Here is a 21,124-nt window from a genome sequence, read left to right on the forward strand (position 1 = left end):
TGGTCAATCTGTTAGCCTGAAAATGGATATGTGTACTGCCCTTCCACCATGACAGTAGCATCCGGCACTCTCTCCCTGATAAGTGCGAGAACGCTTCGTTCCTGGTCCTTACGGAAGTAAACAGGGTACAAGTGGATATGATGCTCTTTATTCGCAAGATCAACCGCCGCGGGGTCAATTACCTTGTTTTCCCAGTCAACACTCAGCGCAAGCAGCCCTTTCTTTTCATCCAGCAAGGCCTTGCGAATCTCCGACCAGATGACTTCATCATGACGAAAGCGTTTATAGATTGCCTTGTAGTGTGAGTCACCACCCACCGATGCCAGCAGGATGCCCACCAGCGCCGGACCTGCCAGGGCGGCAAACGATAATGCAGGGTTGCTGATCAGCGCCATCAGGATGATACCGACCACGATAAAGGGAAATACCTTGAGGAAGGTAAACACCAGATCGGGGATATCCTGCCATTGGCAGACTTCCAAACGTTCTTCGGTGGCGCGGTAGACGAAGACGGTTTTTTCCAAGCCAATCTTGAAAAAAAGAAATACAAGTATGGATATCGCAAATAGAAATCCACTGGCCATCAGACCATCGTCTTTCATATAGAATATAAAAGACGCTATGGCGAACGGAACAATAACGCTACCAAACAAACAGACCCATATCAGAATATTTCGATCAATGGCCTTCACTGTCCATGTCATGACATCTGGTTCAGCAGCATACTGCCACTCCATCCGATCAGACAGGTCTGGCACTTTCCACCACCCAGTTCGTCGCATCACATCACCCCCAAGGTAAGAGTATTCCGTGCAACAGGCGGAATGCTGTCAATCACCAGAGGTCTGCCCCCCTCGTCTGGCTCGGTGACCTGCCCATGCACATAAGGGTTTTCATGTAGAGTGCCTGCTTTCATGCCCCCGAGGCCGATACTGAAACGGTAACCAAGCGCATCAGGGCGACCCAATATAGCCGGCGGATAATGGATCTCAACTTCCAGCCTGTCCATTCCCCAACGATGAGGCAGATAAACAAGCCACACTCTCCAATCTTCGGATGTGTACTGAGCGGGGAGTCGGTCTCCATATTTGCGTACGTCCAGCGACTCCCAATCGCCAATTTGCTCAAGATCAACCCAGTTGCCGTCAGCAAAGTAGTCGGCATACAGATTCGCTCGGTAGCGGGTCTGTCGGTCCCTGCTGAACCAGCCTCCTTCTGTCACCATGATCGGATAGATGTGAATATCATGCCCTGCCACATCAGGCGGTAGTATCAGCTTGAGCCAGACACCATTTCGGTTTGGGTTATTGAGGTCACTCATTCGTCCTTTCAAGGTTTGCACTATGATGGTCGGGTGCAATAGTACCTCGCGCAAAGCCCGTAACTCATCTTTGTTGCCCTCCTCCGTATCTGGCCAGTAGCCCATTCTCGAGTTACTCCAACTACTGCGGTGCAACCATAACCTGAGCCCTTCCTTTTTCAGGCTCTCGCCAATCAAGGTGGTAATCAAATATGCTGCCCCTATTACTGCATATGCAATCACTGTCCAAGGAGCAAATGCGGCCCCCACGGAAAATATACCTGCCATTGCACCTAATGAGCTGACCATTTGAAAGGAAGCAACACCAAACATTCCAATTACTGTAAAAAATTTTGCAATCTGAGCCACTTGCTCACCACTAGACTTGGCGTTACTGATTTCCCCCCGAACCTGAAGCAGCTCTGCTCCTGACGCAATCACCGCCAATCCCGACATGGCAAACGCTCGCTTGGCAAAGGCCTTGAACAGGGCCTTGTGCCCCCCGTGATCCGGGTGCCAGTATCTAGCTGCGGCATCCACAAGACGCACCTGAACTGACTTACCTTTAACGGCTGCTTCGCCGGTAAGGCTAGCCATCCTCGCCCAAACCGGCATGATCGCCAGCGCAGTCAAACCACTGAGCATGGTGGCGGCGGCCGTGCCGACCGATAGCTGGTCTGTAGTGGTCCATTCGCCGCTGGCGCCGGCGTCGGCCATGGCGGTGTGGAAGTTCCAGAGGTTCAGTACCGTGACCAGGCCTGCCAGCCCCTTGTTGATGTTGTTCTTGACCCAGTCGTTGACCCGTTTGATGTAGCTGCCATAGTCCCTGGCCCTGGCTTCCAGTTGCTGGGCCAGCTCTGCTCGGCCCAGGGTTTCGATGGTGAAAGCTCGCTGCTGGATGACGGTGTGCTGCGTTTGCTGCTGTACCTCACCACGGGCAAGGATTCTGCTGGGCATTTCCAGCATCAGGTTATCCAGTTGTTGTTTGAGTTGCCTCACATCCCGGCTGGCAGCCTGACGGTCATGGCGTGCCCCGGTTCGCGCCACGCGGTGTTGGACGTCGAGCTTGCGGGTAACCATGGCAACCTGTCGCGACCAACGTGCGTGCTTTTGTTTGTATTCACCATCAAGGATGAGGAAGGGCTTGATTTCATCGACGGTACTTTGTACAGCGACGCTGATGGCCAGGTACGCAACGGGCTTCCACTGCGGTCCGAGCCGGGTGCTGACGGCGGGTAGCAGTTTGTATTCAAAGGCTTCCCAGAGGTCTTCGAAGTGTTGGCTGGCTACCTTCAGCAGGGTGTCATAGGCTCGCTGGGCCGGTTGGCTCAGGCGTTGGAACAGGGCGCTGTTGCGGATGGTTTCATTACTGAGTACGTCGGTAATTTCCTGTGAACGCTTTGCAACTGAACCAACTAGCGCGAGGTTGATCCCCTGCTCCTCGGTAAACTCCTGTGCCAGCCGGTCAATAATCGACGCCAGCTCCTTGTCGAAGTTGTAGTGTGCCAGGCCCATCAGGGTGCCTGGTTCGGCATAGTCCCTGATGAACCAGTCACGACCGGCTTCATGTTGAGTGAGCAGGCCCAGCCAGGCATCGGCATGCTCCATCAGGCTCAGGCACTGGTGCTCATCGGTGTGATCGTGAAATACACATAAAGGGTCTGTTCCCAAACGCTTCAGCCAGACGATCAGGTCTTCAAGACAGTATTTGAGAGAGGCCTGATGGCCTTCGAACTCAATACGCTTCTCCAGCACGTATTGCTGTGCTTCGTCAAAACGCACCTGCCCTCGCAGTGATTCCCGCGCTCGCCACTGGGTCATGAGCCTGTCCACCCGGCTGACCACGTCTTCGCCATATTCGGCTACCAGCAAGTCCCGCTCTTTGCCGGCCTGCTTGAGCGCCACGGTGGTTTCGCTGGCTGCATCGAACTGCTGCATAAGCGTCGCATCCAGGTAACGCTGGGCTTTCTGTTTGAAGGCGTGAAAGGCCTGGTCATCCAGATCGAGTGTGGCTTGCAGGTCAGAAAAATCCGCTCCAGACAGCATCTCCACATACTGAGCCACGGTCAGCCGGTGCATATGCTGTTCTTCGAACTGGGCCAGGGCCAATGCCGGACCAGCCGCTTGCATGCTCAGGTCTTCAAGTATCCCCAGCGGATCATCCAGCGCTATGAACAGGGCGGAGTCCTGATCCGGTACGCAGGCCAGCACCCGGTCGCTGCCCAAGGCCGGCTTACAGGCCTGGTCCGCATCCTGGGCCTGGGTGGGCAGCAGGGTGCTATCGAAACGCAAGCCGGCCTTCGCCGTAGCGGAATCAATATCCGCGACATGTTCTGCTATTTCCGCCAGTGCGGCGCAATGGGGAGCCCGCATGGTGCGGGCATAACCGGCCAGATCGAGGGCTCGCATCCAGCGCGTTTGCGCCGCCGGGTCAGCCATGCGACCGCGGGTATGCTCACTCCATTTTACGCTGGAGTAAGCAAGTAGCAGTTGGTGGTCCCGCGGGTAAAGCAGATAGCCCAGCGCCGGCCCCGCACTACCCTCGCCTCCCGCAGCCTGTTTGCTGAAGTTGGCACCCTGCACACGATATTCATCCAGTGTGTTGGCTGTTCGATCGATGACATACAGCCACCCATCCCGCAGCTGGCGCTGGGTATAGGTGCGGGTCTGCAGTGCGGGTAATGACGCTGCGCCCTGCCAGGTGACGGGTAGCGGATGCGGACCCGGTTCGCCGTTGGTTTGCGCGGCTTCGTCCAGCGCATAGCGTACTGGAAAGATCGCGATCTCTGCCTGCTGTAGCGGACACTGGCCGATACTGGTCATGGGCTTGTCAGCGAAGGTGGCGAACAGGTTGTCTCGGATCTCGCTGGGCGTGCGCATGCTGGTCATGTCAGTAATCCTTCTGGCTCAACCGTTGTTTGATAGTACTGCTGGAGGCGTTGATCGGGAGTGAAGGCGGCGGTGTACTGATGCTGGCTCAACCAATACTGGTAGGCCCCATCAGTAGCGGTGGCAAAGTCATCACCATGGGTCAGACTCAGTACGCACCAGATAATCTGGCTGCGCTCACTGCTCAGCCCCCAGGTCTCAGCAGTGAGTAGACGACTATCCAGCCAGTCATTCAGATCGCTTGCTTCCCGGCGCTGTAATGCAGCGAGGTGATTGGCGTGCAGGCACGCATACAGACGCGATTTCAATTGCCAACGATAGGCCTGGTCCAGCGCTTGCCGTTGTGCTTCGCCGAATGAGTTGCATGGCGATTCGCTGGTTTCGCAAACGGGTCCATTGAATGCGTGCCAGGCCGCGTCAGCCATCTGCCAAGCCGGCTGCGGTTGCACAATATGCCATTGGAGAACCGGACCAAGCACCGGTACCTCCGAGTCACTGGCAAAACTCTTCAGCCAGAACCAGGCGACCAGTGGATCGGCATAGCGCAGCAGATAGGCATTGCCCTGGGTATCCGTCACCTGGTTGAACTGGCGTAGATGGTCGGCTAACTGTGTCAGGGGTACGTCGCTGGTCAACACTGCCGCAGCCGTGTGCCATTCCGGCCCATCATTGACTTCCTGCCATAGCGGGGAGTCCTGATTTGGCTCGAGCAGAATGGGTCCCAGGTCAGCCACTGCCTGCCAGGATGTACCCGTATAAAGTGGTTCTATCTGAATATCTTCTGCACGCCGGTACAGGCGAGCCAGTGCCTCGTTATAACGCACACCGTCCACCAGCAAGTATCTGGTCACTTGCCATCCCCATCATTGGCGGTACAGATAGCGCATACCGGGGGAGCTGCCAATAATGCCTGGCGCTGTGCTGGTACCAGCAGGTTGCCTGCCTGGGTGGACTCCGTCTTGACCGTATCGCCCGGCAATAACGCTGTCGCACCTGTTCCCTTACCCGGGCTGCCACCAGAGTTCAGCTTGACGCTGGGGCCGACCAGGCTGATGCCACCGGCATCGAGTTTGACGAAGCTGGCGCCGACCTTGAAGGTGATTTCTGCTCCCGCCTCCAGCACGACCTTCATGCCGCTGGACAGATGGATCTCCTGACCAGCGTCGATGAACTGGCCTTGGCCGAGCTTGATGTGCTGCTGGTTGCCGACGGTCAGGTGGTCATCGGCCCGGATCTCGGTGCGGCGGTCGGCATGGGTGCGGTGGTGCTCCTCGACCAGGTTCTCTATATAGCGGTTGGCTTCGATGCGCTCGTGCCGTTCATGGCCGACGTGGATACGCTGATCGTGCTGGATGCGCTGGTCCCAGTCGCGCTGGGCGTGGATGAAGATCTGTTCCTCGCCGGCCTTGTCCTCGATGCGCAGTTCGTTGAAACCCTCCCCGCCGGGGCTGCTCTGGCTCTTGAACAGGCTGCGGGTCTTGTGTTCCGGCAGGGTGTAGGGCACCTGGTGGGCGCTGTTGTACAGGCAGCCCGAGACCAGTGGCTGGTCCGGATCACCTTCGAGGAAGCTGACCAGCACTTCCATGCCGATGCGCGGGATAGTGATGCTGCCCCACTGGTTGCCGGTCCAGCTGCTGGCTACCCGCAGCCAGCAGCTGGTATGGGCGTCGGCCTGGCCTTCGCGGTCCCAGTGGAACTGGACCTTGATCCGGCCCTGGGGATCGCAGTGGATGTCTTCGTGTTCGGGGCCGGTGACGGTGGCGGTTTGGGTGCCCAGGATTTTAGGTTTGTGGTGGTGCAGGGCTGGGCGGTGGGGGGTGTCCCAGGGGGTGGCGGTGAAGTGGTTGCGGTAGCCTTGGTAGAAGGCTTCTTTGGGTTCTTTATCCCCCTCTCCCCGGCCCTCTCCCGCGAGGGGAGAGGGAGTCAGGGCGTGCGAACCTGATGGGGTGGTGATGGACTCTTCCAGCACTTGGGGTTGTTTGCCGTGGTGGTGGATGTCGGTGAGTAGCCAGAGGTCGTTCCAACTGGTGCGGGGGTGGCCTTGTAGTTCGAGGAAGTGACCGCTGCGCAGGGTGGGTTGGTCGCTGTGGCCGTGGGCCTGATGGTAGTCGCTGCGGTGTCGCTCCAGGGTGCGGCGGGCCAGGTGTTTGCAGCGGTGGCGGTCGTGGAACTGGCCGGGGTAGTGGTAGTCCTCCAGGTCCGGCAGTTGCTCGCTGCGGGCTTCGCCTTCCAGTAGCAGGCGGGCCTTGTTGTGGTCGTAGTCGCGGCGGGTGACGCGGCTGCTGCGGGTTTCCAGGCGGACGCCGAAGCGCTTGACCACCGGTTCATCGGCGACCAGGCCGTTGCCTTGCTCGAAGCCGGTCGGTTCGAGACGTGGAAAGGCGGTCTGGTCGTCGCCGAATACCAGCAGGTGGCCGTCCTGGCTGTGGCGGAAGTGGTAGTGAATGCCCTCTTCCTCGCACAGGCGCTGGATAAAATGCAGGTCGCTCTCGGCGTACTGGGTGCAGTAGTCGCGCTGGGGATACTCGCTGCCGAGCTGGAAGGCGTAGGCATCGGCGTGGATGCCGTGCTCTTCGAGCAGGCGGGCGATGATCTGCGGCACGCTGAGGTGCTGGAAGATGCGCTGGTTGTGACGCAGAGCCAGGTAGTGCAGCTGGGGTACCAGTTCCAGGCGGTAGCGGGTCAGGCGCTGGCCGGATTCGCCGATGGCGGCGTGGTGCACCAGGCCGTGCAGGCCACTGCCGTTGTCCAGGTCCAGCCAGGCGCTGCGTTGCAGCAGGGCTTCGAGGTCCAGGTCGGGCTGTTCGCTGACCAGTTGCAGTTCGATACGGTAGCACTGGTTGATGGCTTCGCGGGCGCGGAATTCGAGGACCTTGAAGTCGTGTTCGAGGCCGGGCAGGCTCAGGGTGAAGTGGGGCTCATTGGCCGGGGCAAACATCCGTTGTCCTCATCTGTTCTCGCCAGAGGCAACCAGCACCGGCTGCCCACATGATGGGCAGGCATTGTCACAAAATCAGGCTTGAATGGATGTGCGCCAGTTGGCAGAACCCGCATCTGCAGCACAATTCATGCACAGGATGAATAAAACATCACATGCAAAAAAGCCCGGGCCAAGGAGCCCGGGCTTGATCATTGAACTGAACGGGAGCGCCAGGAGCTCCCGCCACTTCAACCAGCAGTCTCAATACACGTCATGCTGGGTATTGTGCACGTTGAACTTGCCGGTCGGTGTGATCAGGCGCTTGTCACGGATCACCTTTTTCAGTTCCAGGGTCTTGTCATCCACCACCACGATGGCGGACTCCTCATCCTGGCCACTCCACACCGAGAACCAGACCTCGTCACCCGCCTCGTTGTACTCAGGCTGGACCACCCGACGGGAGCCGCCCTCGATACCGGACCATTCGGCGATCGGCAGTACCTTGTAGCCGCCTTCCAGGTTGTTGATATCGAACACCGCTGCCGACTGGGCGATCTGCGCGCTCGGGTTGAAGGTGGTATCCACATACAGGTTGGTGGATTTCGGGTGGGTCTTGATGAACAGCGAGCCACCACCCTGCCCCTTCAGAGTCGACACTACCTTCCAGGCATGCTCGGGATGGTTCACCGGATCGGTACCGATCAGGGAAATGGTGTCGTCACCCAGGTGACTGGTACCCCATACCGGACCGAACTGCGGATGCACGAAGTTGGCACCACGCCCCGGGTGCGGGATCTTGCCCACCTCGACGATGGCTGCCAGCTTGCGATCCTTCGAATCGATCACCACTACCTTGTCCGAGTTGTTCGCCGCGGTCATGAAGTAACGGTGCGAGCTGTCCCAGCCGCCATCATGCAGGAACTGCGCGGTACCGATACTGGTCACGGTCAGGTTGTCCAGGTCCTCGTAGTTGACCAGCAGCACCTGGCCGGTTTCCTTGACGTTGACGATGAACTCCGGATGCGCGTGGGAGGCGATGATCGCCGCCACCCGTGGCTCAGGGTGATACTCCTGCTCATCCACGGTCATGCCGCGGGTCGACATGATCTTCAGCGGCTCCAGCGTCTCGCCATCCATGATCACGTACTGCGGCGGCCAGTAGTCGCCAGCGACCACGTACTTGTCCTCGAAGCCCTCGAACTTGGAGGTTTCCACCGAACGCGCCTCGATACCCACCTTGATCTCGGCAACCTTGGTCGGCTCCTTGGCCCACAGGTCGATCATGTCGATCTTGGCATCACGCCCGATCACCAGCAGGTAGCGGCCGGATGCAGACATACGCGAGATATGCACCGCATAACCGGTATCGATGGTCTTGACGATCTTCTTGCTGTTGCCGTCGATCAGCGCGATCTTGCCATCGTCACGCAGGGTGACGGAGAACAGGTTCGGCAGATCCAGCTTGTTCATCTGCCTGGTCGGCCGGTCCTCGGGCTTGACCAGTACGGTCCAGCTGTCACGCATGGCCTGCATGCCCCACTCCGGCGGAGTCGGCGGCTCATGCTGGATATAGTTGGCCATCAGGGTGATTTCCTCGGGCGTCAACTCGCCGGAGGTGCCCCAGTTCGGCATGCCGGCGGGCGAGCCATAGGCGATCAGCGCTTCCAGGTAGGCCTGGCCGCGTTCCTGGGTGATATCCGGCGTCAGCGGCTTGCCGGTAGCGCCCTTGCGCAGCACGCCGTGGCAGCCGGCGCAGCGTTGGAAGTAGATCTCCTTGGCCTTATCGAACTCGGCTTCGCTCAGGTCAGGGGCACCTGGGGTACGCACAACCCTGGCCAGGGAGGGGTCTACGGCGGAGGCTTCACCCTGGTAGGCGGCCGCGGCTTTCTCCGGGTCCGAGCCCTGGGCGAACGCGGAGGCGGTGATCGTCAGCGCCAGTATGCTGATTGCGGCGGTTAACGGTTTGGTCATTTTCATGGTCTGGTCCTTTCCTCGACAATGTAATCGGCTCATCAGGTACAACAGTGGGTCAGAAGGTCAGCGTTATCTCCGTATCGATGTGGCGTTTCAGTCCGGGCAACTCGTCCAGAGGCCGGTAGGAACGGTTGAGCAGATTGCCCAATAGCAACCGGGCGCTGACCCGCTCCTGATAGTCGAGCGTCCAGGCCAGGTTGAGCGTGGCGTAACCACCCTCACGGTCCTCGACGCTGCGATCCGCTCCCTTGCGCTCGGCACCGCTGGCGCCGCGTACAAAGAAGTCGAATTCATTGCTCACCCGGCCGAGCTGCACATAGGAGCGCAGCCCCAAGGTGCCTGTCGCAGTGGGCAAGCCACTGTCCCAGGTGGAGTAACCATTGCCGTAGTCGAACTCACGGCGGCTCAGGCTGACCGCGGCGTGAGGCTGGACCAGCCAGTCCGGGCGCCACTCGAGGGACACCTCCAGGCCGCTGGTTTTGGCTTCGTTGACGTTGGTGTACTGCCACTGCTCAAGGGCGGCGTTGCCGGGCGGCAGGTAACCATCCGGCGTGGTATCGATCTGCTGACGGTCGATGTAGTCCTTGGCAATGGTATGAAACAGCACCACATCGGCAGTGACCTGGGGCACTTCATAACGCCAACCCAGCTCCATGACCCGCGCACGCTCGGGCTTGAGGTCGGGATTACCGTAGAAGATCCGCTCCCTGGCCGGAGAGACCGAATACAGCTGGGCCAGCGTCGGATAGGAATAACCCTGGGCCAGGTTGGCTCGCAGCGCCCAGTGTGGCGCCGGACTGTAGACCAGCCCCAGCGAACCGAGCACACGCTCATCATCACTGTCTATCGCTGTTCGCTCGGTGCTGCGCGCCAGCTCCGAGTCGACCCGGTAGTAGCGGCCGCCCAGGTAGGCGGTCCAGTTCTCGGCAAACTGCCACTGCTGCTGGGCGAACGCCGACAGCGTCTGCTGATCGGCCTTCTGGCTCGCCGAAGCAGGCGTCACCACGGTGCCCACCGGCGTGATCCGTGTGGTGCTGCCGAACTTGTCGCTGTCCAGCACGTCATCCATGTATTCCAGGCCGATCAGCGTGGTCTGCTCTGCGAACAGCTCCAGTTCGGCCTGCACTCCCAATCCCCTGGTGAGCTGCTCATCCAGCGAATTGTTGTCCACCACCACGGTGACCGGCGGCACCTGGGTCAGGACATTGTTATTGAAGTCGCGGTCCACCGTCCGCCGATAGGCATTGGCCGACAGCTTCTTCAGCACCGGGCTCAGGTCAGTTGCCTCGTAGAACAACGCATAGTGCCGCTGATCGCGCCTGGGGAAGTCCAGGTTGAACTCGGAACCAGGCTGGGGCTCCACCCAACTGCCGGCACTCATGTCGAAACGCTCAGCCTTGAACGCGACATAGTGATTGGCCCTGCGATAGCCCAGATGCAGCGCCGCCGACTCATTGTCATAGGCGGAGTTGTCCAGTTCGCCATAACCCCGGGTACGCCGATCGCCGTGCTCGCTGCGCGACAGGCTCAGGCGATAGTCGAAACCGCCGCTGCTGCCGGACAGGCCGGCATTGCTGCGGTAGCCCTGGGTAGCGGAGTAATAGCCACCGCCGACGTAGGTTTCCAGCGGTACATCGCTCCCCCGCCGGGTAATGATATTGACCACCCCGCCGATGGCGTTCGAGCCGTTGATCACCGAGGCCGGACCACGCACCACCTCGACCCGTTCGATCATCGCCGGGTCGATCAACAGGGGGGTGCCATAGTCGGTATGGTCAGTCACGGTCTGGCCATCGATACGAATGGTCACCCGCCGTGAACTTTCGCCGCGAATGGAGATACGCTTCATGCCGGGGGTATCCGAGTCGGACAGCACCACGCCGGGGAGATCCCGGAACAGATCAGCGACATCCGCCAGGCTGCGCCGGCGAATCTCCTCCTCACCAATACGCGTAACGGAACCGGGACTCATCAGGCTGGCCACTTCAAAGCCGGTACCTGTCACCACGGTATCGGCCAGGCGTACGGACGCATTGTCCAGCGCCGCTTGCGCTACCGACAGGCTCAGCAGTGACAACCCTCCGATGAAAATCCTGGCTTTCATCCTGATCGCTCCTCATGACATGTCTGCATGATGGAACGTCCGGGGAAGGGAGTGCTTGACCTCTGTCAAGGGAGTGTGCGTCATGCTGACGCAGCCGATTGGGTGCGACATACCATCGCACCCAGAAAATGGTCAAAAAAACCATAAAAGGTTTTTAGAACCAAAACCGCTTACGGTTTTTTTAACCTTTAAAACAAATAAATCTTTAAAATCAACAAGTTAAAACATGGCACATTCCTTGATAGAGAAACAGCGAACGCATCTTTCAAGGAATCACCCATGGACGCAACCCGGTTAGACCTCCATCCGCAGCCGCAAGGTGGGCTTTTCTACCATGCCAGCGGTAGCGAGGTTGAACTCTTCGAGCAGGCCGACCGCTTCGGCATGCCGGTACTCATCAAGGGGCCGACCGGCTGTGGCAAGACCCGCTTCATCCAGCACATGGCCGAACGCCTGGGACGCAAGCTGTATACCGTCGCCTGCCATGATGACCTGACCACCGCCGACCTGGTCGGTCGCCACCTGATCGGTGCCAACGGCACCTTCTGGCAGGACGGCCCGCTGACCCGCGCCGTGCGCGAAGGAGCCATCTGCTACCTGGACGAGGTCATCGAGGCACGCAAGGATATCACCGTGGTCCTGCACCCGCTGGCCGATGACCGGCGCATCCTGCCACTGGAAGCCACCGGCGAAGAACTACAGGCCGCACCGGGGTTCATGCTGGTGGTGTCCTACAACCCCGGCTACCGCAACCTGCTCAAGGGGCTCAAGCCCAGTACCCGCCAGCGCTTCGTGGCGATGGCCTTCGATTATCCCGAGGCGGCGGTGGAGAGCCGCATCCTGCAGCACGAATCCGGCCTCGATCCCGTCAATGCCGACCAGTTGGTAGCCCTGGGCAATGCCCTGCGCCACCTCGGCCAGCATGACCTGGAAGAAGCGCCCTCGACCCGTCTGCTGATCCATACCGGCCGCCTGATCGCCGCCGGCATGGACCCGCGCCAGGCCTGCGAAGCCTGCATGGCACAGCCACTCACCGACGAACCCACCGCCCAGGCGGCAATCATGGATGTGGTCAGAGCGCACTTTGCCGAACCCGGACAACAACAACCCAACAGAAGATTCGCCTGAACGGCGAGCATGCAATCCGCATAACCGAGGAGATCAACATGTCGGAGCGCTTTACCAAGGGCATGGCCCGCAACATCTACTACGGTGGCGGCATGTTTTTCATGCTGCTGTTCATTGGCCTGACGGTGGATACGGTCACCGCGATTCCGGAACGGGAAAACCGCGACCAGCTCACCGCCGAAGTCGCTCATGGCAAGCATCTATGGGAGAAGAACAACTGTGTAGGCTGCCACTCACTCATGGGCGAAGGCGCTTATTTCGCACCTGAGCTGGGCAATGTGTTCGACCGTCGCGGCATGGGTAACGAGGCTGCATTCAAGGCCTATTTCGGTGCCTGGATGAAGGCCATGCCCACCGGCGTGGAAGGTCGTCGGCAGATGCCGCAATTCAACCTGTCAGAAGAAGAACTCAATGCCATGGCCGAGTTCCTGATCTGGTCATCGCGGATCGACACCAACGACTGGCCACCAAACAAGGAAGGCTGAATACGACTGAACCGACTCTGATAGCATAAGGAATCACATCATGAAATACGCTTCACAGGCAGTGGCAAAACCGTATTTTGCCTTTGCCATGCTCCTGTTCGTCGGTCAGATCCTGTTCGGTCTGATCCTCGGCACGCAATACATCATCGGCGATTTCCTGTTCCCGGAAATTCCCTTCAACGTGGCCCGCATGGTGCACACCAACCTGCTGATCGTCTGGTTGCTGTTCGCTTTCATGGGCGCCACCTACTACCTGATCCCCGAGGAGACCCAGACCGAACTCTGGAGCCCGAAACTCGGTTATGCGCTGTTCTGGATCTTTGCCATAGCCGGTGTGCTGACCATCCTTGGCTACCTGCTGGTGCCCTACGCACGACTGGCGGAGCTGACCGGCAACGACTACTTCCCGACCATGGGCCGGGAATTCCTCGAGCAGCCGACCATTACCAAGGTAGGTATCGCGCTGGTGGTCGTGGGCTTCATCTTCAATATCCTGATGACCGTGCTCAAGGGTCGCAAGACCGTGGTCAACATGGTGCTGATCACCGGCCTGATCGGTCTGGCGGTATTCTGGCTGTTCGCCTTCTACAACCCCGTGTCGCTGGTGATGGACAAGTACTTCTGGTGGTGGGTCGTGCACCTGTGGGTGGAAGGCGTCTGGGAACTGATCCTGGGTGCGATCCTGGCCTTCATCCTGATCAAGACCACCGGTGTCGACCGTGAGGTAGTCGAGAAGTGGCTGTACCTGATCATCGCCATGGCGCTGATCTCCGGCATCCTCGGCACCGGCCACCACTACTTCTTCATCGGTGCGCCCGAGTACTGGCTGTGGATCGGCTCGATCTTCTCCGCCATCGAACCGCTGCCGTTCTTCATGATGATGCTGTTCGCCTTCAGCATGCTCCGTCAGCGTCGCCGCGAACACCCGAACAAGGCTGCCGTTACCTGGGCCGTCGGTTGCACCATCATGGCCTTCCTCGGTGCCGGCGTGTGGGGCTTCCTGCATACCCTGGCCCCGGTGAACTACTACACCCACGGCACCCAGCTCACCGCAGCGCATGGCCACCTAGCGTTCTTCGGTGCCTACGCGATGATCGCCATGGCCATCATTTCCTACGCCTGGCCGAAACTGCATGGCCGCGAGTGCAGCAGCCCACAGGCCCAGCGCGTGGAAATCTGGTCATGCTGGGTGATGAGCATCAGCATGCTGGCCATCACCCTGCTGCTGACCTGGGCTGGCTGGATCCAGATCGACCTGCAACGCCTGCCCGGTGACGCCGGTGCGCTCGGCTACATGCAGACACAGGATGCCATCATGCATGTGTACTGGATGCGCCTGATTGCCGGCATCGGTTTCACCGTCGGCCTGGGCATGTACCTGTACAGCTTCGTGGTTGCCCGCTCCACTCGTGAGCAAGCTCCGGCACTGGCCGTTGCTCAATGAGCCGAGACGCCGGACCGCGGTCCGGCGTCTTCCCATTTTCGCGGTGGCGGCTGACCAGCCGCCACTGATCACCACCGGGAGGTTGCAATGGAAGAAGCCGTAGGTATTCGCTGGCATCGGCTGATCACCCGTCTGGCTGGCGATGGCTTTCCCCAGGCGCGGGTCCGACTGGAGGACGAAGGTCCCCGCCTGGCCATGGTCTTCCGTGCCCTGAGCGGAGACCCGGGCCTGACCATCAAGGCCAGCACCGAACGCAGTCTCGACACCTGGCGGCCGCTGGCCCAGCGCCTGGCCGGCACCGGCCGCCGCCATGCACTGGCCTGGCGCGAGGCCGACGCACTACGGGTACCGCACAGCCTGGAAGTCTTTCCCGAACAGGCGATGAACCGCGACCTGTACCTGTGGCTGGCGGCGCTGGCCAGCCAGGCCGGGGAACCGACCGACCACGATTGGCTGCGCGGCAACCAGCACCTGGTGCTCAAGACCCTGCGGGCCTTTCCCGGCCTCGAACCACTGTATCGCAGTCTGGCCCACTGCCTGGTGGATATCCGCCGCCAACGCAAACTGCCAGCAGCCCAGGCGCAGCGCGAGCGTTGCCTGCAGGCGGCCTTGCTCGATCCCGGCAGCCGGCAACAGTGGCCGGATACCTCGGGCCAACCCTGGCCGGTACCGCTGTGGCTGTATCCACTGCCAGAGCAGGCACTGGCGCTGCCGGCGGCGGCCAATGACAGCGACGCGGATGGCGAAGGCCATGGCGGCGGCAAGGTACGGCAGAGCAAACAGCGCAAGCAGGGGCGTTATGTCGATGACCCGAACAAACGCAACGGCCTGATGATCTTCCGCCTGGAAAGCCTGTTCTCCTGGTCCGAGTTCGTACCGGTGGACCGCTGTGAGGACGACCAGGACGATGAGGATGCCGAACGTATCGCCGAGGACCTGGACTACCTGACCCTCTCGCGCAATCCCAGTACCAGCGCCTCGCGCATCAAGCTGGACATGGACCTGCCCTCCGCCTCGGAGGACGACATGCCGCTGAGCGATGGCAACCTGTTCCCTGAATGGGACTGGAAGAAGCAGCAGCTCAGGGACAACCACTGCCGGGTCATACCCATGCTGCCACGCGACGCCGAGCCGGCACCGCTGCCGCAGCGCCTGCGACCGCTGGCCAGTAACCTGCGCCAGCGCTTTCAGGGGCTGCAGCCGCAACGGGTATGGGAAAAACGCCAGGCCAACGGCACCCTGCTCGACCTGGATGCCTGCCTGCACCACGCCGCCGACCTGCGCCGAGGCTGCGCCACCTCGCAACCGGCGCTGTGGCGCCGCGAGACCGCACGACACCGTGACCTGGCCTGCCTGGTGCTGGCCGACCTGTCACTGTCCACCGAAGCCTGGGCGGACAACCAGCACCAGGTGATCGAGGTGATCCGCGACAGCCTGCACCTACTGGGCGAAGCACTGGACGCCGGGCATGACGATTTCGCCATGTACGGCTTCTCCTCCCGGCGCCGCGACCATGTGCGTTTCAATCTGATCAAGAACTTCGCCGAACCCTGGGGCGAGGCCATTCATGGACGTATCAAGGCGCTCAAGCCCGGTTACTACACGCGCATGGGCGCGGCTATCCGCCAGGCTACCGAGGTGCTCAAAGACAAGCCCGCCGAACAACGCCTGTTGCTGCTGCTGACCGATGGCAAACCCAACGACCTGGACGTCTACGAGGGTCGCTATGGCATGGAAGATACCCGCCAGGCACTGCTGGAAGCTCGCAAGGCCGGCATCCAGCCATTTTGCGTGACCATCGACCAGCAGGCCGCCGACTACCTGCCCTACCTGTTCGGCCAGCAGCGCTACCAGTTGATCCGCCAGGCCGCCGAACTGCCCGGCCTGCTGCCGAAACTCTATCTACTGCTGACCGGGAGAACGACCTGATGCACAGTCCCGAATCCGTACTGAGCCAGGCCGACAGCCTGGAACAACCGCGCCAGCTGCCCGGCGACCTGGCCATGTGGTGCTTCATCCTCGCCGAACTGCTGGCCTTCCTGTTGCTGCTGGGCAGCATGGCCTTTGCCCGCGGGCACTGGGGCGAGATGTTCAGTACCGGCATCGCCACCCTGCACCCAGAGGCCGGGCTGATCAATACGGTCTTCCTGCTGACCGGCAGCTACTTCGCCGCCCGGGCCGTGCACCGCGCCCAGGCCGGCGATCACCGCGCGCTGGTCAGGGGCTTCATCCTGGCCGCGGCGTGCGGCCTGCTGTACGTCGGCGTGAAGGTCAGCGAATACGGCATGCTGTTCGCCGATGGCTACAACCTGCGCAGCAGTACCTTCTATTTCTTCTACTTCTTCACCACCTTCTTCCACATGGCCCACGTACTGATCGGCATGCTCATCCTGCTGGTGGTCGCCTGGCGTTGCCGGCAGGGGCAGTACGCCAACCAGGAAAAGGTCAGGATGGCCAGCGAGTCGGCCGCCAGCTACTGGCACATGGTCGACCTGGTCTGGCTGGTACTGTTCCCGCTGCTCTACGTGCTGCCCTGAGGAGATCACCAATGAAACGCTTCGCCCTGGAAATCGGCCTCGCCGGCCTGCTGCTGTTGACCCTGGCCGCCTGGCTGCTGGGCCATAACCTGGCCGGCACCTGGGTGGTCGGCTGTGTGCTGGCCCTGACCTTCGTCAAGGGCCAGTGGCTGATCGACCAGTTCATGGGTTTGCGCCAGGCGCCGCAATGGTTGCGCTGGATCGTCAGCGGCTGGCTGCTGCTGGTAGTGGGAATGACGGCGCTGTTCAATATGTAGGGTCTGCTGCCTGTACCTGCGGCCCCTTGCCCTCTTCCTTCGCCGCCGCCCCCAGCCAACTGATCAACTGCCACAGCCGCGGCGGCATCAGGTCGGAATCCAGACTGTCCACCAGGTTCTTGATCGCCAAACCCAGATCGGTATCCCCCTCGATCACCAGGCGGCGGCGGAAGAACAGCGTATCGGGGTCCTCCTGGCGGCTGGCCAGCAGCAGGAACTCCTTCCAGTTGCCGCGAATGCACACATCCGCCTGCGAGTCCCTGGCCAGCCGCAAGCCAACGGCATCACGGGTCAGGCTCCAGGCCATGCCCAGGTCACTGATCTCGATCCGCAGCCAGCGTCCCTGCAGCACATCGAACTCGCCGTCTTCCAGCGGCTCGGCGAACAGCCGGGCCATGGCCTTCTCGATGACCAGCTTCTGCAACCCGAAAGGCACGTGCCGGCCCAGCGGCAACAGCGGCTGTCCAGCCCGCAACACCAGGTTGGCGACATTCAACATAGACCGACCTCCTCTACCGTCAGCATGCCCGCCTGGCCATGCCAGTAACCGTTGCAGCCATCCACCGCCAGCGGCGGCTGGCCACCACGGCGTACCTCATCGAACTGCTGCACTATCTCATTCATGTTCTGCGCCCGCGGGCTCAGGCGCAGCGCATCGATGCCCATGCGCGCCATGCGCGGATACTCGGCCAGCAGATTGCTGATACCGCCGGACATGGTCTGGATGCCGTTCAGGGTGAACAGCACCTGTCCCTCCTGGGTGGTCATCGGAATGCCCTCGGGATAGTTCTGGCAGATGAAACCGCAATCGTCCTTGGGCAGGTTTTCCGCCCGGGCAGTGAAACAACGCGCCGAGTACGCCAGCGGCAGGTAGCCCCAGGCGAACACCTCGATCTCCGGCAGCGACACATCGGCGTCGCGCGCCTGTTCGATCAGCGCCGCCAGCAAGTGCGCCGAGCACTCCACCGGTGGCACCCAGCGGGACATGCCCCGGCTGACCAGTTCATCCAGGGCGTAGGCGTTGTAGATGTTCAACGCCGGGCCGCCGACAAACTCCACGCCGCGGCTGCTGAGAAACTGCACGGCGGCCATGTCGTTGGCCTCGACCTTGATCTCGCCGTTCTCGCACAACCGGCGCAGGCTGGACAGCTCCGACGCCGCCTCGATCAGGGTCAGGCCCGACAGCACCACCTCGGCGCCGCTGGCCTGGCGCAGCTCCCGCGCCAGGCCCATCCAGTCGTCCAGCGACAGCGCCCGGCGCTTGGAACAGACGGTCTCGCCCAGATAGATCACCTCCAGCGGCTGTTCGGCCATATCGGCATAGAAGTCCATGATCTGCTGACGCTGCCAGTAGAACAGGATCGGCCCCAGGGTCAATTTCATGGTATTTCTCCTACTGCCAGGCGCGATGATAGGCGCCCAGGGTGGTCTGACTGCCTTCGGAAACGGTGTCCAGCACCCGCCGCCAGGCATCCTCGACGGCGAAGCGCTGCGGGTTGGCGCGGTACGCATCCAGCGCCTTGCGCCAGACCCCGGCGACCTGTTCGACATAGGCAGGGCTGCGCTGGCGACCCTCGATCTTGACCGCCTCGACACCAATCTCGACCAGTTGCGGAATCAGATCCATGGTATTCAGGCTGGTCGGCTCCTCCAGCGCATGGAAGCGCTTGCCATGCACCATGAAGCGCCCCTTGCACAGGGTCGGGTAGCCCGCCGCCTCGCCTTCGGCATAACGGTCGATGAGTACGTCGTTGAGCCGCGAACTGAGCCCGTCGGCACCCTCGCTCCAGCGCACCGCACTGGCAGGCGAACAGACACCACACAGATTCGGCGACTCGCCGGTGACATAGGACGACAGGTGACAACGGCCCTCGGCCATGATGCACAGGCTGCCGAAGGCGAACACTTCCACCGGTACCGGGCTGGAGGCCGCCACCTGGCGCACCTGATTGAGCGACAGGACCCGCGGCAGCACGGTGCGGCGGATGCCGTACTGCTCGTGATAGAAGCGCAACGCCGCAGCATTGGTCGCCGAACCCTGCACCGACAGGTGCAGGGACAGCTTCGGGTGGTGCTTGCTGGCATAGGCCAGCACGCCCGGGTCACCGGCGATCAGCGCATCGGCACCGAGGTCGGCGGCGCGGTCAACGGCACGCTTCCAGCGCGCCCAGCCATCGGGCAAAGCATAGGTGTTAACGGCGATATACAGCTGCCGGCGCTCGCGCCGGATCAGCTCCAGGCCGCTTTCCAGCTGTTTATCGGTAAAATTGAGACCGGCGAAATGACGGGCATTGGTATCGTCGCGAAAGCCGGTGTAGATGGCATCCGCACCCTGACGCACCGCCGCCTTGAGGGCAGGCAGGCTACCTGCGGGACAGACCAGTTGCATGGAAACTCCCTGTGATCGATGTCAGCCAGGGACTGTGCGCCAGTGGGCGGAAAAGGTCATTGATCACGATCAAGCAGGTGGCTTATCGAGTACCATGCAAGGCCCGTCCCAGAGTCCCCCACCTCGAGTCCCCCACCTCGTCATCCTTCGCGAAGGCGAAGGATCCACAGGCTACTCCGCGCTCACCCACGCCCTGGATCCTTCGCCTTCGCGAAGGATGACGAGGATTGCGAAAATGAAGTATCGATCGTCGCAGGCGGGGCCGGGCGACTATTGAGCTCAATCAGGCCGCAGCACATCCGGCGGGGTCAGATAATCGCTGCTGCTGCCACGACGCTCGTGGGCATCGCCGATTTCCAGCTGGGCGATACTGCGCAGGTGCACCTCGTCCGGCCCGTCAGCGATGCGCAGGCAACGCGAGCTGATCCACAGGTCGGCCAGCGGCGTATCCGGAGTCAGACCCATGGCACCGAACACTTGCATGGCCCGGTCCACCACCTTGTTGAGCATGCCGGGCACCACCGCCTTGATCATGGCAATCTCCTTGCGCGCGGCACGGGCGCCGACGTTGTCGATCATCCAGGCGGTCTTCAGCACCAGCAGACGGGCCTGCTCGATCTCCATCCGCGAGCAAGCAATCCACTCGGAAATACTGCCGTGCTGGTGCAGATAGCGACCAAAGGTCTTGCGCTCCTGGGCACGGTCGGTCATCAGCTCCAGCGCCAACTCGGCCATGCCGATGGCGCGCATGCAGTGGTGAACCCGGCCCGGTCCCAGCCGCGCCTGGGCCATCATGAAACCATCCCCTTCGCTACCCAGCAGATTGCTCACCGGCACCCGCACATTGCGGAAAACCAGCTCACTATGCCCCTCCGGGGCGATGTGGTGCATCACCGGGATATTGCGTACCAACTGCACGCCGGGGGTGTCGAAGGGGACGATGACCATGCTCTGCTGGCGACGTGGCTCGCCATCAGGATCGGTTTTGCCCATCACGATCAGGAAGGCGCAGTCGGGATGCGAGGCATTGGTAATGAACCACTTGCGCCCGTTGATCACATACTCGTCACCCTCACGGCGGATCAGCGTCTGGATATTGCTGGCATCCGACGAGGCCACATCCGGTTCGGTCATGGCAAAGGCCGAGCGGATCTCGCCATTGAGCAAGGGGTCGAGCCAACGCTCACGCTGCTGGTCGGTAGCGAACATATGCAGCAGTTCCATGTTGCCGGTATCCGGTGCGTTGCAGTTGAACACCTCCGAGGCCCAGCTGACCCGCCCCATGATCTCCGCCAGCGGCGCATATTCGAGGTTGCTCAGGCCTTGGCCCGGCTCCTCTGCGCGCAACGATGGCAGAAACAGGTTCCACAACCCCTCGGACCTGGCCAATGCCTTGAGGTCCGTCATGAAGGACACCGGGAAGGCACCGGCAGCGACTTCGCGTTGCCACTGGCCGATACGGGGTACGATGTGCTGATCGAGAAAGCCCCGCACCTGTTGGCGCAGAGCTTCGGTTCTGGTGCTATAGGCAAAGTCCATCGTTCATCTCCTCGAAAGGTATCCGGCGTTCATTCATGCGGCCGTCATGTTGCGGGCTTACCTTCAAGGCTAGGTCTGCGTTAAGATTCTGACTATCTTGTATCAAGGGCTGAATCATATCCATTCATACCATGAATATAAAATTTGATTTAAATCAA

At 61.0% G+C, this 21,124-nt stretch carries 16 protein-coding genes; 6 read left to right on the forward strand and 10 right to left on the reverse strand.

The annotated features are described in order from the left end of the window. Window positions 1-11: 11 nt before the first annotated feature. From H6X51_RS04070 to H6X51_RS04095, 6 genes are all read right to left on the reverse strand, one after another. Window positions 12-758, reverse strand: a complete 747-nt coding sequence (locus tag H6X51_RS04070; RefSeq protein WP_185266233.1) for a hypothetical protein — start codon at window positions 756-758, stop codon at window positions 12-14. 23 nt (window positions 759-781) lie between these two features. Beyond that, complete coding sequence (locus H6X51_RS04075; RefSeq protein WP_185266234.1) at window positions 782-4,189, reverse strand: toxin VasX; 3,408 nt, start codon at window positions 4,187-4,189, stop codon at window positions 782-784. Beyond that, window positions 4,186-5,040, reverse strand: a complete 855-nt coding sequence (locus H6X51_RS04080) for a DUF4123 domain-containing protein (protein ID WP_328795616.1) — start codon at window positions 5,038-5,040, stop codon at window positions 4,186-4,188. Before H6X51_RS04080 ends, H6X51_RS04075 begins: the two co-directional genes overlap by 4 nt. Next, window positions 5,037-7,127, reverse strand: a complete 2,091-nt coding sequence (locus tag H6X51_RS04085; protein ID WP_185266236.1) for a type VI secretion system Vgr family protein — start codon at window positions 7,125-7,127, stop codon at window positions 5,037-5,039. The genes H6X51_RS04080 and H6X51_RS04085 overlap by 4 nt, the downstream gene beginning before the upstream one ends. A gap of 243 nt (window positions 7,128-7,370) precedes the next feature. After that, the gene (locus H6X51_RS04090; RefSeq protein ID WP_185266237.1) at window positions 7,371-9,086 is read right to left on the reverse strand and encodes a nitrite reductase; all 1,716 of its coding nucleotides are present in this window, start codon (window positions 9,084-9,086) and stop codon (window positions 7,371-7,373) included. A gap of 52 nt (window positions 9,087-9,138) precedes the next feature. Next, the gene (locus H6X51_RS04095) at window positions 9,139-11,187 is read right to left on the reverse strand and encodes a TonB-dependent receptor plug domain-containing protein (protein ID WP_185266238.1); all 2,049 of its coding nucleotides are present in this window, start codon (window positions 11,185-11,187) and stop codon (window positions 9,139-9,141) included. 279 nt (window positions 11,188-11,466) lie between these two features. Between H6X51_RS04095 and H6X51_RS04100 the strand changes: the two genes are divergently transcribed. The 6 genes from H6X51_RS04100 to H6X51_RS04125 all read left to right on the forward strand — a co-directional run bounded on the left by H6X51_RS04100 (window position 11,467) and on the right by H6X51_RS04125 (window position 17,038). Further along, the gene (locus tag H6X51_RS04100) at window positions 11,467-12,315 is read left to right on the forward strand and encodes a CbbQ/NirQ/NorQ/GpvN family protein (RefSeq protein ID WP_185266239.1); all 849 of its coding nucleotides are present in this window, start codon (window positions 11,467-11,469) and stop codon (window positions 12,313-12,315) included. Window positions 12,316-12,353: 38 nt separating this feature from the next. Next, window positions 12,354-12,800 carry a c-type cytochrome gene (locus H6X51_RS04105; RefSeq protein ID WP_185266240.1) on the forward strand — a complete coding sequence of 149 codons (447 nt, stop codon included), beginning with the start codon at window positions 12,354-12,356 and terminating at the stop codon, window positions 12,798-12,800. A 40-nt stretch (window positions 12,801-12,840) separates the two neighbouring features. Beyond that, window positions 12,841-14,244, forward strand: a complete 1,404-nt coding sequence (locus tag H6X51_RS04110) for a cbb3-type cytochrome c oxidase subunit I (RefSeq protein ID WP_185266241.1) — start codon at window positions 12,841-12,843, stop codon at window positions 14,242-14,244. A gap of 87 nt (window positions 14,245-14,331) precedes the next feature. After that, the gene (locus H6X51_RS04115; protein WP_185266242.1) at window positions 14,332-16,173 is read left to right on the forward strand and encodes a nitric oxide reductase activation protein NorD; all 1,842 of its coding nucleotides are present in this window, start codon (window positions 14,332-14,334) and stop codon (window positions 16,171-16,173) included. Next, window positions 16,173-16,781, forward strand: a complete 609-nt coding sequence (locus tag H6X51_RS04120) for a cytochrome c oxidase subunit 3 (RefSeq protein ID WP_185266243.1) — start codon at window positions 16,173-16,175, stop codon at window positions 16,779-16,781. Before H6X51_RS04115 ends, H6X51_RS04120 begins: the two co-directional genes overlap by 1 nt. 11 nt (window positions 16,782-16,792) lie before the next feature. Further along, window positions 16,793-17,038 (forward strand): cytochrome C oxidase subunit IV family protein, encoded by a 246-nt coding sequence (locus tag H6X51_RS04125; RefSeq protein ID WP_185266244.1) that lies wholly within the window; start codon window positions 16,793-16,795, stop codon window positions 17,036-17,038. Here the strand turns inward: H6X51_RS04125 and ubiT are convergent. The 4 genes from ubiT to H6X51_RS04145 form a co-directional block, all read right to left on the reverse strand. Next, window positions 17,028-17,537: a ubiquinone anaerobic biosynthesis accessory factor UbiT gene (gene ubiT / locus H6X51_RS04130; RefSeq protein ID WP_185266245.1), complete on the reverse strand. Its 510-nt coding sequence runs from the start codon at window positions 17,535-17,537 to the stop codon at window positions 17,028-17,030. The genes H6X51_RS04125 and ubiT overlap by 11 nt on opposite strands. After that, window positions 17,531-18,421 carry a U32 family peptidase gene (locus H6X51_RS04135; protein ID WP_185266246.1) on the reverse strand — a complete coding sequence of 297 codons (891 nt, stop codon included), beginning with the start codon at window positions 18,419-18,421 and terminating at the stop codon, window positions 17,531-17,533. The genes ubiT and H6X51_RS04135 overlap by 7 nt, the downstream gene beginning before the upstream one ends. Window positions 18,422-18,431: 10 nt before the next feature. Next, on the reverse strand, window positions 18,432-19,427 hold the full coding sequence (gene ubiU / locus H6X51_RS04140; protein WP_185266247.1) for a ubiquinone anaerobic biosynthesis protein UbiU: 996 nt from the start codon (window positions 19,425-19,427) through the stop codon (window positions 18,432-18,434). A 279-nt stretch (window positions 19,428-19,706) separates the two neighbouring features. Further along, window positions 19,707-20,966 (reverse strand): acyl-CoA dehydrogenase family protein, encoded by a 1,260-nt coding sequence (locus H6X51_RS04145; protein WP_185266248.1) that lies wholly within the window; start codon window positions 20,964-20,966, stop codon window positions 19,707-19,709. Window positions 20,967-21,124: the final 158 nt, after the last annotated feature.

This window comes from Halopseudomonas xiamenensis (genome assembly GCF_014219065.1).
Classification (GTDB): Bacteria; Pseudomonadota; Gammaproteobacteria; order Pseudomonadales; family Pseudomonadaceae; genus Halopseudomonas; species Halopseudomonas xiamenensis.

Bases quoted from the DNA above. Each gene is read 5' to 3' on its own strand.
- H6X51_RS04135 (WP_185266246.1), bottom strand. From the start codon at position 18,421: ATGAAATTGACCCTGGGGCCGATCCTGTTCTACTGGCAGCGTCAGCAG.
- H6X51_RS04115 (WP_185266242.1), top strand. From the start codon at position 14,332: ATGGAAGAAGCCGTAGGTATTCGCTGGCATCGGCTGATCACCCGTCTG.
- H6X51_RS04090 (WP_185266237.1), bottom strand. From the start codon at position 9,086: ATGAAAATGACCAAACCGTTAACCGCCGCAATCAGCATACTGGCGCTG.
- H6X51_RS04120 (WP_185266243.1), top strand. From the start codon at position 16,173: ATGCACAGTCCCGAATCCGTACTGAGCCAGGCCGACAGCCTGGAACAA.
- H6X51_RS04085 (WP_185266236.1), bottom strand. From the start codon at position 7,127: ATGTTTGCCCCGGCCAATGAGCCCCACTTCACCCTGAGCCTGCCCGGC.
- ubiU (WP_185266247.1), bottom strand. From the start codon at position 19,427: ATGCAACTGGTCTGTCCCGCAGGTAGCCTGCCTGCCCTCAAGGCGGCG.
- H6X51_RS04110 (WP_185266241.1), top strand. From the start codon at position 12,841: ATGAAATACGCTTCACAGGCAGTGGCAAAACCGTATTTTGCCTTTGCC.
- H6X51_RS04095 (WP_185266238.1), bottom strand. From the start codon at position 11,187: ATGAAAGCCAGGATTTTCATCGGAGGGTTGTCACTGCTGAGCCTGTCG.
- H6X51_RS04125 (WP_185266244.1), top strand. From the start codon at position 16,793: ATGAAACGCTTCGCCCTGGAAATCGGCCTCGCCGGCCTGCTGCTGTTG.
- H6X51_RS04145 (WP_185266248.1), bottom strand. From the start codon at position 20,966: ATGGACTTTGCCTATAGCACCAGAACCGAAGCTCTGCGCCAACAGGTG.
- H6X51_RS04105 (WP_185266240.1), top strand. From the start codon at position 12,354: ATGTCGGAGCGCTTTACCAAGGGCATGGCCCGCAACATCTACTACGGT.
- ubiT (WP_185266245.1), bottom strand. From the start codon at position 17,537: ATGTTGAATGTCGCCAACCTGGTGTTGCGGGCTGGACAGCCGCTGTTG.
- H6X51_RS04100 (WP_185266239.1), top strand. From the start codon at position 11,467: ATGGACGCAACCCGGTTAGACCTCCATCCGCAGCCGCAAGGTGGGCTT.
- H6X51_RS04075 (WP_185266234.1), bottom strand. From the start codon at position 4,189: ATGACCAGCATGCGCACGCCCAGCGAGATCCGAGACAACCTGTTCGCC.